Source organism: Vibrio sp. L5-1 (assembly GCF_021728315.1).
GTDB lineage: Bacteria > Pseudomonadota > Gammaproteobacteria > Enterobacterales > Vibrionaceae > Vibrio > Vibrio splendidus_K.
In genome coordinates this window covers 1,462,229-1,479,745 of sequence record NZ_JAKKCQ010000001.1, presented here as the reverse complement: position 1 = coordinate 1,479,745, position 17,517 = coordinate 1,462,229, and the positions used below count along the sequence as shown (strand labels likewise).

13 protein-coding genes and 1 pseudogene are annotated in these 17,517 nt (G+C 45.6%); 9 read left to right on the top strand and 5 right to left on the bottom strand.

The features are described from left to right. Positions 1-130: 130 nt before the first annotated feature. Positions 131-2,302: pseudogene (locus L3V35_RS06115) on the bottom strand (metallophosphoesterase). Positions 2,303-2,813: 511 nt separating this feature from the next. Here L3V35_RS06115 and L3V35_RS06110 point away from each other — a divergent pair. From L3V35_RS06110 to L3V35_RS06090, 5 genes are all read left to right on the top strand, one after another. Then, positions 2,814-3,962, top strand: a complete 1,149-nt coding sequence (locus tag L3V35_RS06110; protein WP_012601124.1) for an S-(hydroxymethyl)glutathione dehydrogenase/class III alcohol dehydrogenase — start codon at positions 2,814-2,816, stop codon at positions 3,960-3,962. A gap of 157 nt (positions 3,963-4,119) precedes the next feature. After that, on the top strand, positions 4,120-4,959 hold the full coding sequence (fghA, locus tag L3V35_RS06105; protein ID WP_102265547.1) for an S-formylglutathione hydrolase: 840 nt from the start codon (positions 4,120-4,122) through the stop codon (positions 4,957-4,959). A gap of 158 nt (positions 4,960-5,117) precedes the next feature. After that, entirely contained in the window at positions 5,118-5,450 is a 333-nt protein-coding gene (locus tag L3V35_RS06100; RefSeq protein ID WP_237298876.1) for a multidrug efflux SMR transporter, read from the top strand. Between the two features lie 145 nt (positions 5,451-5,595). Further along, entirely contained in the window at positions 5,596-5,997 is a 402-nt protein-coding gene (locus L3V35_RS06095) for a hypothetical protein (RefSeq protein WP_237298875.1), read from the top strand. A gap of 233 nt (positions 5,998-6,230) precedes the next feature. Then, positions 6,231-6,968: an NUDIX domain-containing protein gene (locus tag L3V35_RS06090; protein ID WP_237298874.1), complete on the top strand. Its 738-nt coding sequence runs from the start codon at positions 6,231-6,233 to the stop codon at positions 6,966-6,968. 139 nt (positions 6,969-7,107) lie between these two features. On the opposite strand, the gene L3V35_RS06085 is transcribed toward L3V35_RS06090, so the two are convergent. Then, a complete protein-coding gene (locus L3V35_RS06085) occupies positions 7,108-8,628 on the bottom strand; it encodes an aldehyde dehydrogenase family protein (protein WP_004732897.1) in 1,521 nt (506 codons plus the stop codon). A 354-nt stretch (positions 8,629-8,982) separates the two neighbouring features. Here L3V35_RS06085 and L3V35_RS06080 point away from each other — a divergent pair, with 354 nt between their 5' ends. From L3V35_RS06080 to L3V35_RS06070, 3 genes are all read left to right on the top strand, one after another. Continuing rightward, entirely contained in the window at positions 8,983-10,773 is a 1,791-nt protein-coding gene (locus L3V35_RS06080; RefSeq protein ID WP_237298873.1) for a sigma-54-dependent Fis family transcriptional regulator, read from the top strand. A 112-nt stretch (positions 10,774-10,885) separates the two neighbouring features. Then, positions 10,886-12,379: a deoxyribodipyrimidine photo-lyase gene (locus tag L3V35_RS06075; RefSeq protein WP_237298872.1), complete on the top strand. Its 1,494-nt coding sequence runs from the start codon at positions 10,886-10,888 to the stop codon at positions 12,377-12,379. 378 nt (positions 12,380-12,757) lie between these two features. Beyond that, positions 12,758-14,872 (top strand): methyl-accepting chemotaxis protein, encoded by a 2,115-nt coding sequence (locus L3V35_RS06070; RefSeq protein WP_237298871.1) that lies wholly within the window; start codon positions 12,758-12,760, stop codon positions 14,870-14,872. A gap of 145 nt (positions 14,873-15,017) precedes the next feature. Here the strand turns inward: L3V35_RS06070 and L3V35_RS06065 are convergent, their stop codons facing one another. Then, the gene (locus L3V35_RS06065) at positions 15,018-15,869 is read right to left on the bottom strand and encodes a LysR family transcriptional regulator (protein WP_237298870.1); all 852 of its coding nucleotides are present in this window, start codon (positions 15,867-15,869) and stop codon (positions 15,018-15,020) included. Between the two features lie 98 nt (positions 15,870-15,967). Between L3V35_RS06065 and L3V35_RS06060 the strand changes: the two genes are divergently transcribed. Continuing rightward, positions 15,968-16,615, top strand: coding sequence for a glutathione S-transferase family protein (locus L3V35_RS06060; protein WP_237298868.1), 648 nt, complete (start codon positions 15,968-15,970; stop codon positions 16,613-16,615). Positions 16,616-16,685: 70 nt separating this feature from the next. Here L3V35_RS06060 and L3V35_RS06055 read toward each other — a convergent pair whose 3' ends face one another. Both L3V35_RS06055 and L3V35_RS06050 read right to left on the bottom strand, forming a co-directional pair. Continuing rightward, complete coding sequence (locus tag L3V35_RS06055) at positions 16,686-16,925, bottom strand: helix-turn-helix transcriptional regulator (protein ID WP_237298866.1); 240 nt, start codon at positions 16,923-16,925, stop codon at positions 16,686-16,688. Between the two features lie 10 nt (positions 16,926-16,935). After that, positions 16,936-17,484 (bottom strand): DUF2975 domain-containing protein, encoded by a 549-nt coding sequence (locus L3V35_RS06050; protein WP_054546226.1) that lies wholly within the window; start codon positions 17,482-17,484, stop codon positions 16,936-16,938. Between the last annotated feature and the right edge of the window lie 33 nt (positions 17,485-17,517).

Here is a 17,517-nt window from a genome sequence, read left to right as displayed (position 1 = left end):
TTCTTGAGGGTAATCCTCGATTGAAGTTTCTCTACAGACAAACAAAAAGGACCCACGAATTCATCTTTAGTGGGTCCTTCTTTAATCCAATGATCTAGAAACCTAGTCAGCTATAACAAAGCAATGAAACTTAGTTTACTGTCGTAGAGCCTCTAAGAATATCGCGCTTCACTTCACCTTTCAGATCGGTCAGTGTTTGTTGGTCGATATCAATCAAGAAGTGGTCACTCGCTTGGCCTGTTGCGAATTTTTCAAGAATCACGAACAAGCTACCAAAACGAGAGCGGAACACTTCACCAACGGTATATTGGCCAAGGTCACCCAGTTCAGAATCCACGGTGCCGTCAAACTCAGCAAGCTCACGGCTTAGCAGTTCGTATTGGCGCAGTTGTGTTTCACCGATATCACGGAACGCCAGTTCGTCTGCGTTACGTAGTCGATAGAAATCTGTCGCTAGTAGCTCACCGATCCACTCTGCAAAGTCAGCTAATTCTAGTCCCTCTAGAGAAGCCAGCTTTTCAGCAACAGCCTTGGCTGTCTGCCAATCCTGTTGGAATTGCTCGTAGTCATCCACACCATTTTCAACACAAGTACCTACGTCGTAGCCGAGTTTGTTCGCTAGCTGACAGACCGTGAAGTTGGTTTGTAGCTGAGACATAATCATCATCTCTTCACCGTTCATGCGCATGATCATTTCACGCATTTCGATTGGCCAATCACTAGGAAGGAAACGCAAGCGCGTTAATTCACGGATATGCCAGTCAGTCAGTTCTTAGTAGCTCTCTGAATCCAGAATATCTTTGTTCCAGATCTTAGCTTCTGCATCAGGGTCTCCATTCGCAGCTTGAGTAAGGTATGCATGCTCTTCTTCGTAGTGACTAAACAGTTCGTTGTAACGTTCAACTTGATCGATAACCACAGTCTCGACCTCGATTTGGTTATCAGAGCGAATGTTCAGCAGCTTGTAAGCTGGGATGTAACCCGCTAACGATGGCGCTTGGATATTAAAGAGCGTGTGCTGAACACCATCGATATTGAAGCTTTTCTTACCTGTATCGTTAAAGTGCATGTGACCGCCAACGTGGATGTTTAAGCCCGTTGCAGCCAATGCTCGGCTGGTATTATCATCTGGTTCACGAGCCAATTGATGGCTTCCTTCTCCAAACAAATCTTCAATCTCTTCAGAGGCACCGTTGTAGAAATCGGTCATTGGGAAGTGTGAGAAAGAGACCAGAGTCTTATTCTGTTCATTCGCTGCTTTTACTACATCAGAGATCCAATCGATCACATGTTCTTTGTGGGTCAGCATCATGTTGTAGCCAGCACTGCTTGAGCCATCAAACGTATTTCCATCTAAAGAACTATCAGACGAACCTTCTTTGGGACGATAAACATTCGCGTCGATTGCCAACAACCAAAGTCCTTTCACAGGCTCTACTAAATAGCTGGTATCAGGCACTTCAGAACAGCTTGAGTAACCGCTCTCTTTGTAACTGCCTCCAGTGCCTTCGTAACAGATCTCGTACATACGTTTGTCAAAGGCCGCTTCTTCTTTAGCTAAGTCATAGCTGTAGTTAGCACGAGCTTGGTCACTACTGTAAGGCGTTTCAAAGTAGAGATAATCTTGCTGAGGGTAGAAGCCGTGAGTTCCAAGGATACCCATGATCTCTTCATAGCCCCACTCACGTACTTCTTCAGTACATATGGTTGCTAAGTTGTCGCCTTGTCCAGGAATGGTTGTCCACTCACCCTCATAGCCAACACACTCTTCTTTACCGCGGCTGTAAATGCGTTGATTCTTACCACCTTCTCCTAGGTAATCAGATTTACCTGCAGGAATAGTAAATGGACGCACTGGATCGTGGTTGCCTGGGGCGGCGAAGAACTCAAGGCCGTACGTGTCACGATAGTGATCAAAAATGCTAACTAAGCCACGCATATGAATCGGCTGGCCGTCGTCACTGAAGTCACCCGGCAGGGCTACGTATTTCACGCCACGCTCAACCACATCATCAAGCGCTGCGATCATCGCAAAGTAGTTTTCATTGAACAAACGAGTAGAGTTCATCTGCGACTCCATCGTTCGAATTGTCGCATACTCACCACTATCTGAGTTGTAGAGCCCAGCGAACGAACCGTCTTTAAAATCACCGTAAACGTCATGAAAATGGATATCAGGCATGAATGCGACTTGCACTGCACTCTCTAGATTACCGCTGTCATCACTTGGCGAACTTGAATTACAACCCGCTAATGTGGCTACTATCAAGCCTGACAGTACGGTCAATGTACTCTTTTTCATTTTCTCTTCCCAAAAAGTTAGAACTCAAAATTTGGCGAGGAGATTAGGTGAGAAAAATGACATTATTGTTTCTGATATCTTACAAAACGTCGCATATAGAGTGCTTATGCGACCTTGCTTCAATCCTTAAAATTCAATTAGTTAGTTAACATCACAAGCGTCAATAATTTGATAAGACAAATCACATGCAAGTATACAATCCATCACGCATCGAACGACCGAACATCAATGGTAGCAATGCATCCAAGTGATTCAAAGTACCACCCCTTTCCTAAAAGTGGCTTGTTGGTCTGAAGGTTTACGACCACTAAGTAGTGGTTGACTCTCAATACCTATTATTACAAATACGTAATAATCATTTTCTATTTAAGGGGATTATCAAAACATGCACTCACACCTATACTAGCTCCAACAAAACGAGAGAGCGGAAACAATTAAGCTCAACTACTCTTAACGGGTTGAAGCTAATTGCACAGTTATCCGCTGTACTGACATATATAGGAAGCATCCAATGACAATCGAAATTAAACCTGGTCAAACTCATATCAAATCAAAAGCAATGGTTGCATGGGCAGCTGGCGAGCCACTAAAAATGGAAGAAGTTGATGTACAACTTCCTAAAGCTGGTGAGGTTCTAGTTCGCATCGTTGCTACTGGTGTTTGTCACACTGACGCATTCACATTATCAGGTGACGATCCAGAAGGTATCTTCCCTTCAATCCTTGGTCACGAAGGTGGCGGTATCGTTGAGATGATCGGCGAAGGCGTGACAAGTGTTGAGATTGGCGACCACGTTATCCCACTTTACACAGCTGAATGTGGCGAATGTAAGTTCTGTAAATCTGGTAAAACTAACCTGTGCCAAGCGGTTCGTGAAACGCAAGGTAAAGGCCTAATGCCAGACGGTACAAGCCGCTTCTCTATCAATGGCGAAACAATCTTCCATTACATGGGTTGCTCGACTTTCTCTGAGTACACGGTACTTCCAGAAATCTCTCTAGCGAAAGTAAGCAAAGAAGCACCACTTGAAGAAGTTTGTCTTCTAGGTTGTGGTGTAACAACGGGTATGGGCGCGGTACTGAACACAGCTAAAGTTGAAAAAGGCGACAACGTTGCTGTATTCGGCCTTGGCGGTATCGGTCTTTCTGCAATCATTGGTGCTCGCATGGCTGGTGCTGACCGCATCATCGGTGTTGATATCAACGAGAGCAAATTCGAGCTAGCTAAACAGCTTGGCGCGACCGACTGCATCAACCCAACTAAATTCGACAAGCCAATCCAAGACGTTATCGTTGAGATGACAGACGGTGGTGTTGAGTACTCTTTCGAGTGTATCGGTAACGTAAACGTAATGCGTCAAGCACTTGAGTGCTGCCACAAAGGTTGGGGCGAATCAGTCATCATTGGTGTTGCGGGTGCAGGTCAAGAGATCTCAACTCGTCCATTCCAACTAGTAACTGGTCGTGTATGGCGTGGTTCTGCTTTCGGTGGTGTTAAAGGCCGCTCTGAGCTTCCAGAAATCGTTAACCGTTACATGGCGGGTGAGTTTGGTCTTCAAGAGTTCATCACTCACACAATGGGTCTGCAAGACGTAAACGAAGCATTCGACCTAATGCACAAAGGTGAATCTATCCGTACTGTTCTACACATGGATAAGTAACACCCCTCGGTCTCGGCACTTAGGTGTCGAGACCACAGTTCTGACTTAACCATCAGAGCGAAACTGTCTTCACCACCTCCTGCCCGGTGGGTGGTGAAACTTTAGATAATATAGACATGTTATTCCCCAAAACCATCAACCTAACGGAGCACAATAGATGACAATCGAAAACATTAGCCAAGCAAAGGTTGCTGGTGGTTGGCACAAACAATACACCCACTTTTCTGCAACGCTTGACTGCAACATGCGTTTTGCGATTTTCTTGCCGCCTAACGCAAGCAAAGAAAACCCAGTTCCTGTTTTGTATTGGTTATCAGGCTTAACCTGTACCGATGAAAACTTCATGCAAAAAGCCGGCGCGTTCAAAGCTGCGGCTGAGCAAGGCATTGCCATTGTTGCCCCAGACACAAGCCCACGTGGCGAAGGTGTTGCCGACAATGAAAGCTACGATCTCGGCCAAGGTGCAGGCTTCTATGTGAATGCCACTCAAGCACCATGGGACAGCCATTACCACATGTACGATTACGTGGTAACAGAGCTTCCAGCATTGATTGAATCTTTCTTCCCTGTGACTTCGGTGAAATCGATTTCTGGTCACAGCATGGGCGGACACGGTGCCCTAACGATTGGTATCAAAAACGAAGATAGCTACCGTTCTATCTCCGCATTCAGCCCAATCACCAACCCAATGCAATGCCCTTGGGGACAAAAAGCATTCAACCAATATCTAGGCTTAGATATTGAAGAATGGAAGCAATACGATGCCTCTGAGCTTCTAAAAACCAAAGGCACTAAGCTGCCAATGTTGGTTGACCAAGGTGAAGCCGATAACTTCCTGATTGAGCAGCTTAAGCCTGAGCAATTAGTCGAAGCGGCTAAGGTAACCAATGCCGATTTAGAGCTACGTATGCAGCCAGGTTACGACCACAGCTACTACTTCATCTCTAGCTTTATTGACGAACATATTGAGTTCCATGCTGCTTACCTAAACAAGTAGTCACACCGAATTAGCCCACACCTTGCAAAGCGTGAGGTGTGGGCTTTTTTGTACCTGCTGTTTGGGCAGCTCGTTGTTATTCAATAGCAGCAACAAAGATTCACTCTTTCAAACACTCCGCTATACCAACAAAAACAATACAACTAAAAGGTACGACTATGAGCTGGTTTTTCTTAATGATGGGCGTGATGGCGGAAGCACTTTCTCACGTAGCACTTAAAGCAACCGACGGTTTTAGTTTGTCTAAACCCATCCCTGCTCTATTGGTGATTTCAGGACACTTGGCGGCATTTCTATTTTTGAGCCAAGCAATGAAAGAGATGCCTGTAGGTGTGGTTCACTCTTTGTGGGCGGGCTTGGCTATCGTAACCGTGAGCTTGATTTCTACGTTTGTTTACCGCCAGCACCTCGATACTATGGTGTGGGTTGGTATGTTATTTGTGGCGGCAGGTGTTGTGATGATCAACCTATCTCAAGGTCACTCACACTAGTGTAGATAGTGACTTATTAACAGTGTGTCAATTCATTCAAACTTCCTAACAGAAAGGTGTCGCCTTCACTTATTCATACTCTTACAATCAGCAAATCAAACCTGTTACCATAGCGTCTTCAACATCACCTATTTTGAAGGTTGCTATGAAAGCAATTAAGACTCTTTTCTTCCTGATGGTTTTATTGAGCGGTCTGTTTACCGCTTGGCTGTTTATCCCGATTCCAGCGACCATGGACAAGCAAACGCTTGATGTTCCATTAACGGAACCATTCAAGCTTGTGGCGTACCGCAGCAACCCAAATGATGCGAGCAAGCCGCTGACCTACCACTACTATGTGATTTCAGATGTGGTTGGCGTGGACGACATGGACCCGTTCCTAGTTACCACAGACCAGTTCGTGAAGCTTGGCGAATTCGACGAGAACACGTTCAGTTTAACGGTTAACGGCAAGATCGAGAGCTACACCAACGATTTGTGGATCAAGAAAGCTGACGGCAAACTGCAACACTGGTACGTAAGTGTTGATGCGAACTATATTCGTTAGAGTAAACCTTAGATAAGATTTATCTTCAGACTGCGCTTTGGCTTCCAAGCGCAGTTTTTGTTTCTAGCGCAATTTTTTTCAAGCCGCCCGCTTTAAACTCTCCCTCACTTTTACCCACCACTGCCGTGCTCTTAAAAATGCTACAAGCAGAGCAGGTGTTATAAGCCCTTAAGATGTTATAAGCTCCACCTATGCTCGACTCCCAATAAATCAAAAATAATAAAGGATCACCCGTGGAATTTACGCTCGACAAATTTAACGGCATCATCATTGACCCAGCAACAGCCCCTCACGACGCTGCCTCATTCAATGCCGAACTAAGCGAGATCACCCAATTTTCAAAGCAGAATAACAAAGGCATTATTTGGATTAGCTTGCCTATTTCATTGTCGCACCTTATTCCGGTGGCGACTGAACTTGGCTTTGTATTTCACAACTGCTTAGAAGACGAGATTACGCTGATTCATAAATCCGAGATGGTAGAATTTGTACCTTTCATCCCTACCCACACCTTGGGTGCTGGCGCGTTGATCACCAACGAACAAAACCAAGTGCTGATGATTAAAGAGCACGGTATGACTGGCTACAAGTTACCTGGCGGCCATATTGAGTTGGGTGAAGGCATTGAAGAATCGGTTGTTCGAGAAACCTTGGAAGAAACCGGTATCGAGGCAACGTTCGTTTCTGTGGTTGGCATGGCGACAAGGCACCCGTATCAATTCGGTAAATCGAACCTCTACTTTATTTGTCACCTTATCGCTCAAACTCAAGAGATCGCGATTCAAGACACTGATGAAATTGCAGAAGCTAAATGGATTGATGTTGAAGAGTATATTAACAACCCCGACAGCTACCCATTTAACCGCCAGTTGGTCGGTACTCTGATCGGAAAGCAAGGTTTGGAGCTCACTCAGCTAGAAGGCAACTATGGCCCGGTCCACAAGCCCGAGATCTTCTTTTCGAAAAGCTAGAGTGCTTCAGATATAAAAACGCCCAATTCGAATGAATCGGGCGTTTTGGTTTTACTTTTTGTTTTTATTAAAGCCGACTGCGTTGTTAGTTATTCTTTGTACCCATGATTCATTCTCATTCTTTTAGAACGAACCTGTATTAGAAGAAGCCCAACGGATTAGTATCGTAGCTGATCAACAGGTTCTTAGTATTTTGGTAGTGGTCGAGCATCATCTTGTGTGTCTCACGGCCGATGCCTGATTTCTTATAACCACCAAACGCGGCATGTGCTGGATAAGCATGGTAACAGTTCACCCAAATACGCCCCGCTTCAATGTTGCGCCCCATGCGATACGCTAGGTTTGCATCACGCGTCCATACGCCTGCACCCAAGCCATACTCGGTGTCATTGGCGATCTCTAGCGCTTCTGCTTCATCTTTAAACGTCGTTACCGCGATAACAGGGCCAAAGATCTCTTCTTGGAATACACGCATCTTGTTGTGCCCTTCCAGCATGGTTGGTTGAATGTAGTAACCGTTGCCGAGATCATCTGGTTGCTGCGCTATTTCACCACCTGTCAGCACTTTCGCGCCTTCTTGGCGGCCAATTTCTAGGTAGCTCAGAATCTTATCGAACTGCTCTTTAGAAGCTTGTGCGCCAACCTGCGTATCAGTATCTAACGGGTTACCTTGTTTAATAGTTTGAGCACGCTCGACCACCTTGGCGATGAACTTGTCGTATACCGATTCATGGATCAGCACACGTGATGGACAGGTACACACTTCACCTTGGTTGAAGAACGCAAGCAGCATGCCTTCGACACACTTGTCTAAGTATTCATCTTCATGGTTAAAGATGTCTGGGAAGTAGATGTTTGGAGACTTACCGCCAAGCTCAACCGTTGATGGAATCAAGCTTTCAGCCGCACATTTCAGAATATGATGTCCAACTTCAGTTGAGCCAGTAAACGCCAATTTCGCCAAACGATCACTGGTTGCTAATGCTTGGCCTGCTTCGCTACCAAAACCATTCACGATGTTGACCACGCCTGCAGGTAGAAGATCGGCGATCTTCTCCATCATCACCAAAATCGATGTCGGTGTTTGTTCGGCTGGTTTCATCACCACACAACAGCCCGCAGCAAGTGCTGGTGCCAATTTCCAAGCCGCCATTAAAATCGGGAAATTCCAAGGAATGATCTGCCCCACCACACCAATCGGTTCTGGGAAGTGGTAACTCGCAGTGTTTGAATCTAGCTCAGCTGCGCTGCCTTCTTGTGCTCGGATACAACCCGCGAAATAACGGAAGTGATCGACAACCAAAGGAATGTCTGCCGCTAAGGTTTCACGCACAGGTTTGCCGTTTTCCCATGTCTCGGCGACTGCGATTTCTTCCAGGTTTGCTTCAATGCGGTCGGCAATTTTAAGCAGGATGTTCGAACGTTCAGTCACACTGGTCGCAGCCCAACTTGCACGAGCTGCATGCGCGGCATCGAGTGCCAAGCTGATATCCGCCTCGGTTGAGCGTGCCACTTGGCAATACACCTGACCATTCACTGGGGAAGTGTTATCAAAATACTCGCCGCTAACAGGTTTCACCCACTCGCCACCGATAAAGTTATCGTATTGCGCTTTAAAGTTAACCACTGCGTTATCACTACCCGGCTGTGCGTAAATCATAGTTAGATCCTTCTTTGATTTTTAGTCGTTGTTATTTGTTATTGAGCTTATGTTGTTGAGCTAGCATGGCGGCTTCCCTTGAGAACAGATCTCGTGAGAAGAAAGCTCGTAAGAAGAGAGCCACCATGTTTGTGCTTTCTGTTTAAAACACTGATACTTCGTGTTTTCTTCACAACAGTAACAACGCAAATCACACGCCAGAACTTCAAAACTTGTTGTTAATAAATTGTAAAACTATGATTACCAAACGTTTACAACCCAAAGTGAGTTGGCATTGAACGGACGTATGGAAACCACTCCAGTGTTCAACTGTTCCAAATTGGTACACCCTCACTGTTACGACATGGAACAGTCATGCACCTTCAACAAGCAAACACCTCAGATTGGCTTTCATCCTCTTGGCACCGCAGCACAGAAGCGGGTCTAAAACAGAGACGACTTCCCGAAGACATTCGCCTGCCACAATCGATTCTTAAGCAGCGACGTCATCAATCGTCTGACTTGATTCAGATCGTCGAACGCAATGCGCTACCTCTGTTTAATCAGATGTTTGCACGCACTGACAGCCGCTTGATTTTGACCGATATTGAGGGAGTGATTCTGGCGAGTTGGGGACAGGAGCGGTTTAAGGAGAAACTAACTTCGATTGCACTCAGCTCTGGGGCGTGTTGGCAGGAACAACTTAAAGGCACCAACGCGATTGGCACCGCGATTGTTGAAGCCAAGCCAGTATCGATCATTGGCGAACAGCACTTCATCCACCAGCATCGTTTTATCAGTTGCTCAGCGAGCCCGGTGTTTGATCACCAAGGTCAAATGGTGGGCGTATTGGACATCACCAGTGAGCAGCAACAACACGATACTTCGGTACAGCTACTGGTTCAAAATATGGTTCAGCTTGTTGAAAATCAGCTACTGAGTCATATCCCACAAGGCACCACTCGTATTGACCTTGCGTGTGAAAAATCGTTGTTACACAGTGGTTGGCAAGGGATAGTGATAGCGAACGAAGCTGGCGAGGTAGTGGCGCACAATCAAGTTGCCTCTCAGCTGCTGGATCAAACCTCAATCGTCGGCGAGTGCATCGACACTCTCTTCAACCGAACCTCATTAGACACGCCCTTTGTGTTTGAGAAACAGCATCTCAAACAAACAACGACCAAGCGCACGCGTTCCATTTCAGCATCGTGCGATTTGCACCATGGCGAACAACAGATAGAACACGCTTGGCAGCAAGCTAATAAAGTTATCGATAAAGGGGTCAGCCTATTAATTCTAGGAGAAACAGGGGTCGGAAAAGGCGAATTTGTTAAAGCATTACACAAACAGAGCCAACGTAAATCGTCGCCTCTCGTGGCGGTAAATTGCGGTGCTCTACCGAAAGATCTTATCGAATCAGAACTGTTTGGTTACGCGCCGGGCGCTTTTACTGGCGCAAGCCACAAAGGTTTCCAAGGTAAGATCCGCCAAGCGGATAAGGGGATTCTGTTTCTCGATGAGATTGCCGACATGCCTTTGGAAGCTCAATGCCGATTACTGCATGTTCTGCAAGACAAATCCGTAGTGCCTGTTGGCTCAAATCAGAGCTACCAAGTCGATTGTCAGATCATCGCCGCGACGCATAAAAACCTAGAACAGTTAGTCGCAACTGGAGAGTTTCGACAAGATCTCTTTTATCGCCTGAATGGCTTGGCCTTTACTCTGCCAAGCTTGCAACACCGACAAGACAAACACGCCTTAATCGAGCACATTCATCGTAAATACGCCGAAGATGAGCAAACAATCTGCCCGCACTTAATGAGCTTACTGTGCGCCTATTCTTGGCCGGGCAACATACGTGAATTAGACAATTTACTTAAGGTCGCCGCCCTACTCGCCAGTGACGAAGCAATACTCACACTAGAGCACGTACCGAGTCACCTCGCTCAACACCTCACGTCATTAGCGCAAGATAATCATCATAAGCCCATGACACTTAACACCATCGAAAGTACACCAAAGTCCGATTTAAAAAGCACCGTTGAAGAAACCTTGCTGCAAACCTATCAAGCGAACCAAGGCAACATCAGTAAGACATCTCGAATACTCGGCATCAGCCGCAATACCATTTATAGAAAGCTAAAGAGCTTGGGGATTCTTCAATAATCACCATGGACGATCCTAGCCCGCCCTTTTACTATCAATAAATAAAATATTCATTTCCAGTGAGACATTTTGCCCTCTGATTCGTAATGCTTCAAAACGAACGAGGGCTCAGATGCAAACAATCAACATAGTGTGGCTAAAGCGAGATTTAAGACTCACCGACCACGCCCCTTTACTACACGCTTTATCTGATAAACACCCAACGATATTGCTCTACATTTTCGAACCCATGCTGTTAAACAATGCCCACTATTCTGAGCGACATTGGCGATTTGTTTGGCAGTCACTCCAGTGTATGAACCTGTCATTGAAAGAGTACGGGCATCAGGTTTCAGTACTCCATGGTAACGCTATCGACTGCTTCGAAGCAGTCCAATCTCGTTACCACATCCAAAATGTATTCTCCCATCAAGAGGTAGGATTAAATTGTACTTTCGATCGTGACATACAACTCTCTGCTTGGCTTAGAGAGCACAACATCCATTGGCAAGATTTCGCACAGGGCGCTGTCGTGAGAGGGTCGAAAGACCGAATCGGTTGGGATAAGCACTGGAACAGTGTCATGCGCGCTCCCATATCAGAAATTCAGTTGACCACGGAATCACTGTATACCCTGGATACTGAAGAGCTTAAGTTAGCTATGGAACCTCCAGAAGCATGGTTAACCAAAGGTAACGGCATACAAACGGGCGGCAGCGCACTGGCATGGGCAACTTTGCATGATTTCTTTGAACGCCGTGGTCGCGATTACTACCGCAGCATCTCAAGCCCAGAAGCCTCACGACACGCTTGCACTCGCCTGTCCCCGTATTTGGCTTGGGGCAACATATCGCTACGTGAAGTTTATCAACACCTATTGGAACACTGGCAAGTTGCAGGGTTTCGTCGCAGCCTAATTGCCCTTTCTTCAAGGCTTCACTGGCACTGTCATTTCATGCAGAAGTTTGAATCAGAATGCGAGATGGAATTTCGCTGTATCAATAACGCCTACGAAGCACTATTACAAAAAGAAACGATAAAAGATCCAGCACGTTTACAGGCATGGAAGATAGGGGTAACGGGCGTGCCATTGGTCGATGCCTGTATGCGCTGCCTACATCATACGGGGTATATTAATTTCCGTATGCGCTCTATGTTGGTGAGCTTTCTCACTCATCATATGAATATGGACTGGCGTGATGGTGTCACTCACTTAGCGCAGCTGTTTCTCGATTTTGAACCCGGTATTCATTACCCACAGTTTCAAATGCAAGCTGGGGTAACAGGGATAAACACTATCCGAATTTACAATCCAACCAAGCAAGCACAAGAGCACGACTCTGATGGAGACTTCATCCGTAAATGGGTGCCAGAACTTTCAGACATACCCACCCCACTTTTGTTTGAACCGTGGAAGATGACACCCATGGAGGTGATGATGCATGATTTCGAACCTAACTCACCCTACTTAGATCCAGTGATAGATTTAGAGGCGAGCGCAAAAGAAGCACGCGTACGTTTGTGGTCATGGCGAAAACTGACTGAGGTAAAACAAGAACGAAGCCGTATTTTGGCTCGCCATGTCAGGCCGTCAAAGAAGCAAAGCAAATCGACACGGGCGAGCTAATACAACGCGTCCCCTCTTTAAATTACTTATAAAAAGATTAGTAATTCATTAGGTTAAATAAAATTAATTGTGACCGTTGTCATATAATGAGTGATCGACACACGGTCACAAACTAGAAAAGCTGAATCGCAGCCTTAGGAAAACATTAAGCTGTCCTAATTATCATGAACACTAATAAATACATAAGGTTAGCGATTGCTAAATGATGATTTTTATCTTCCTCTAGACGTTGCGACCAAAGCCAAAACTACACGTTATGCAATCCTATTTATAATTTTGATCTCCCTATTCTTTTTGTGTTCATTATTCTGAATTTTCCATTCACTTATCTTGTTTAAAATCTCTGTAAAACTACCACTATTTGGTTACAGGGATCTTATGTTTAACAGTATACGTACGCGAATTGCGGTGAGTGCAGGTGGAGCAATGGCTTTCACTCTGTTGATCGCAATGGGCATGACCACCAGCGCCTTTACCGATGTGAACAAACAAGTCACTGAAAAAGTAAAGACGCAGCTGACAGAAGCCACAACGACAGATTTGCAAAACACAGCCATTCAACAAGGTTTAAACATTGCCAACCAACTTGACCCTGTACTAGCAAACCTTAAGCAAGCACGATCTATTATAGAGTTAAGTTCAGAAACCAACGCAAGCGCAGACCTTATCGTTAAACAGTTTACTGCCGCCTTGGAAGCGCAAAACAAAGCTGTATTTGCGGGTTACATGGTGTGGGAGAACAAGACTTGGCCACAACAAACCGATCTGAATAACGCGATCAGCTTTAACACCGAATTAGGTTTTAACAGTCAGGGCTACCTTGCGCCTTTCTTCTCTCCAAATGATCAGAACAGCTTTGACGCCGTCGCAATGGAGAGCTTCAGCAATACCGAACTCAACAGCAACGGTGAGCGCAAAGACGACTGGCACTTAATGCCATACCAAACCGGTAAGACATTTGTGATGGAACCCTATTTCTATCCAGTTCGCGGTAAGCAAGAGCTCATCACTACCATCAGCCAACCAATCAAACAAGACGGAAAAATCATTGGCTCAATTGGCTTTGATTTGTCTTTGTTTGAGCTTCAAAGCCAAAGTGAATTGCTTGCACGTAACTTGTTTGATGGCGAAGGAAAAATCCTTATTACATCATGGAAAGGCATAACTCTCGCCAATAGCCGAGCTGGAAACATGGTGGGTAAAAGAGTCTCTTCTGAATTGGAATCCGAATGGTCGACAATTCAATCTATCGCTAAGCGAGAAGGTGCAGGCCTTGTTAATTTCGGCGGCGATGAGTACGCAATAACAGCCATTGATACCAGTGATGCGCCATGGGTAGTCATGGTATCCGTTCCCAGTAGTCACCTTACAAAAAGCGTCGACGACTACACGCAATGGAGTGATGCACAGAATTCAAAAGCACTTGAAAAAGGTGTGTGGGCGGGGATCATCGCAGCTATTCTAGGTATTGCCTCAATGGCATTCATTGCCAATTCTCTGGGCAAGGTTCTAAACAATTTAGTAGAGCGTTTTAAAGATGCTGCACAAGGCGAAGGCGACTTAACTTACCGCATTGAAGTGAAAGGAAAAGATGAAACCGCTCAGCTTGCACATTGGTTCAATACCTTCCTATCTCGTATGCAAGAGATGCTACTTACCGTGATGGTAACGGCCGACCAAGTAGATAAAAACGCAACAGAAGGCCAAGCTCGTGCTGAAGTTTCACGTGACCAGTTGAACTCTCAGGTTAACGAGGTGAACTCACTTGCCACAGCCATTAATGAAATGAGTGCGACTGCGCAAGAAGTGGCAAGCTCAGCCGTTCAAGCAGCCGCGGCAGCAAGCCAAGTACAAAGCAACAGCCTTAATGGCATGACACGCATGGACAATGCCGCCAGCGCGGTAGATAGCTTGGCTGTTCAGGTCAATGACGCACAACAACAAACGCAAAATTTGGTCGATTCGAGCACCGCTATTCAGGGTATCTTAAGCGAGATTGGTGGTATTGCAGAACAAACAAACCTACTAGCGCTTAACGCGGCGATTGAGGCTGCACGTGCGGGTGAAGCAGGACGAGGCTTTGCTGTCGTGGCAGATGAAGTGCGTAACCTCGCCAATCGTACTCAAGGTTCGACAGAAGAGATTCGCTCGATGTTGGCTCGCCTAGAGCAAGAGACTCAATCTATCGTGATATTGATGGAGCAAAGCCAGAAGCAAGCGAACGATACCAAAGGCGAAACTCAAGCTGCACACCTCGCCTTGTTTGAAATCAACCAAGCAATTGAAGTGATTAACGACATGAACAATCAGATTGCTTCGGCTGCCGAAGAGCAAAGCTCAGTATCAGAAGAGATTAACCGTAATGTAGTGATCATCAATGACACCGCTGTGGAAGTGATGGGCACCATGACATCATCAGTAGCAATCAGTAATGAGCTGACAGTGAAAGCCGGAGATTTGCACGGTGAGTTAAGCAAGTTCAAGCTTTCTTAATTACCAACAACGTCTCACAATAACTAGGCCGAGAAACACCATGTTTTCTAAGAAACACAATGTTCTCGGCCTCTTCATTTCTTAATTCCCACTCAGCTCCAAACTCATCGATTGCAGTTCATCTATTAAATTTTACGGAACAAAGCTAATCAGACTCTATTTCCACGAGCTGATTGAGCACTTCTTTGTCTAATACGGGGTGATGCTTACTCGCAAGGATCAGCACAATATCCACTGCTGGTAACGGCGGCATATCTTCAAGGATTTTCAAATCCGGAGTCACGCTAAGCTTACCCATAGCACCAATCGCTAAACCCGCTTTAACAATTGCTCGCTGCGCAGAAGCCGTGTTACTGCACGCCAGCAACTGATAAGACGTACCTTGCTTGGTTAAACCATTCACTGCTGCAGCATGATATTTACAGTCTGTTTGAAACAAGGCTAATGGAACAGGCTTGGAACCATCAAACACATAATCAGGGCTGCTTATCCATACTCCCACATCATGTGTAAGCCAATACCCCTCTTCGCTGTCGGGCGCTCGGGTGACAATTGCGGCATCTAAACGGCCGTCATCCAACCACTCTCTCAGCGTAATGCTGGGCAGGCTGAATATTTGGATTGAGCACGTAGGCTCCGCTTGCTGTAACAGGCGAATCACTTTCGGAAGAATGGTGTCGTTGTAATCTTCAGGGCAACCTAATCTTAAGGGCTGTTTGTCTTCGTAACGCTTTACTTGCTTGAGGGCTGTATTGTGGAGCGCGACCAACTGTTCGGCATGAGAACGCAGCGCTAAGCCCGCTTCAGTCAGTATTAAATTACGTCCTTCTTTTTGGAAAAGAGTGACGTTGAGTTCTTCTTCCAACTTACGCATCTGAGCACTGAATGCCGATTGGGTGCGGTTGATCTGCTTCGCGGCACGCGTGAAGCTGCTGGTTTCCACAAACGCGAGAAAGCCTCGCAACGCATCAATATCCATATCGAAATCACCACCCATCGTTTTTATTAATGTATTGCATCAAAATTATCCGTTAGTGCCTCGCAATACAATCCCCTAAGCTCAAAAGCATACCCACCAAACGCAAGGAAGCATCTATGCAGCTTTATATTGGAAACCAGAACTACTCAACTTGGTCACTGCGCGCATGGCTGATATTCGACAACTACAACCTGAATGCAGAAGTCATCAAGCTTAAACTTTTCACCTCTGATTTCTACGACACTCTGGCGAAAGTGACACCAACGGCTAAGGTTCCAACCCTAGTTGATGGTGACGTTGCAGTGTGGGATTCATTGGCGATTCTCGAATACGTTAACGACGCCCACTTGAACGGTGCAGCGTGGCCTAGTTCAGTGAAAGAACGCGCCCATGCCCGAGCAATTTCCGCAGAAATGCACTCTGGATTTTTTGCCGTCAGAAATGAAATGCCAATGAATTGCCGCGCACAACGAAAGCTAAAACTCAGTGAAGATGCACTGAAAGACATCGCTCGTATCGATGCAATATGGTCAGCGCAAATGGAGCAATATCCAGAAGGCTGGTTGTTTGGTGAATGGTCTATTGCCGATGCGATGTTTGCACCTGTGGCGCTGCGCGTAGAAACCTATGGCATCAAACTTTCAGAGAAGGCATCACAGTATCAGCAACGCGTGCTCAACAGCCCATCAATACAAAAATGGCTGGCAGAGGCAAGCTTAGAAACCGATGTGGTTGAAGAGGACGAGGCAGGCAAGCCTGTATAAATAGTTAGCAATGAGTCTCGATAAGGGCATCGAGACTCGTTCATTATTAGATAATTAGAAAGCTATTTCCTTACCGGCTACTCTCAGCAACGCTGTCTTGATGATCATTCGGTTCAAACTCCAAAATATCACCAGGTTGGCACTCTAAAACTTCACACAGCTTATCGAGTGTCGATAGCCTTACCGCTTTAGCTTTACCATTTTTTAATACTGATAAGTTGGCTTCAGTAATCCCAACTTCTTTTGCCAATGTCTTCAATCGCATTTTTCGTTTGGCCATCATAATGTCTAAATTAATGCGGATAGTCATGACAAGTCCTTTAAATGGTTTGGCTATGTTCGTCAGCCAGAATATAACCTTCTTTCATCACCCATGAGATGATCAAAATAATTATACCCAATATCAGTGTTAAAAAGTCCATACCAACAAAACTAATCTCAAAGATACGTTCACCTGGTGGATTATTGAACGACAGAATCACTGACATCAATGAACCATAGATAACTGAACCTAATACCCAATAAAACAGGCTATATCCGAGCTTCTGGTAAGACATTGCGTTTTCTAAAGAGAAGATCTCACCTCGTTCATAGTTACGGAATAAACGTATCAGAACCATCAGTGCGTACATAAGGATGCTGGACATCAATAAGCCTGTGAACGCAGCAACGATTCTTGTTGTCATAGTAAGCGGCAACATCGTGAAATACCCGATGTCGTAGGTAAGATAAAAAATGCCCGTCGCACTAATAAAGTCATAGGGAGTCTCAACTGTTAGCCAGAAGTAGCACACCATTATAGGGGTAAGTACAAAAAGGGATTGCAATAGCATACGTACACGTCGGCTTTGTTTTTGGATGTTAGACATACTTATATTCCTGTTGAATTGACAGGAGGATAC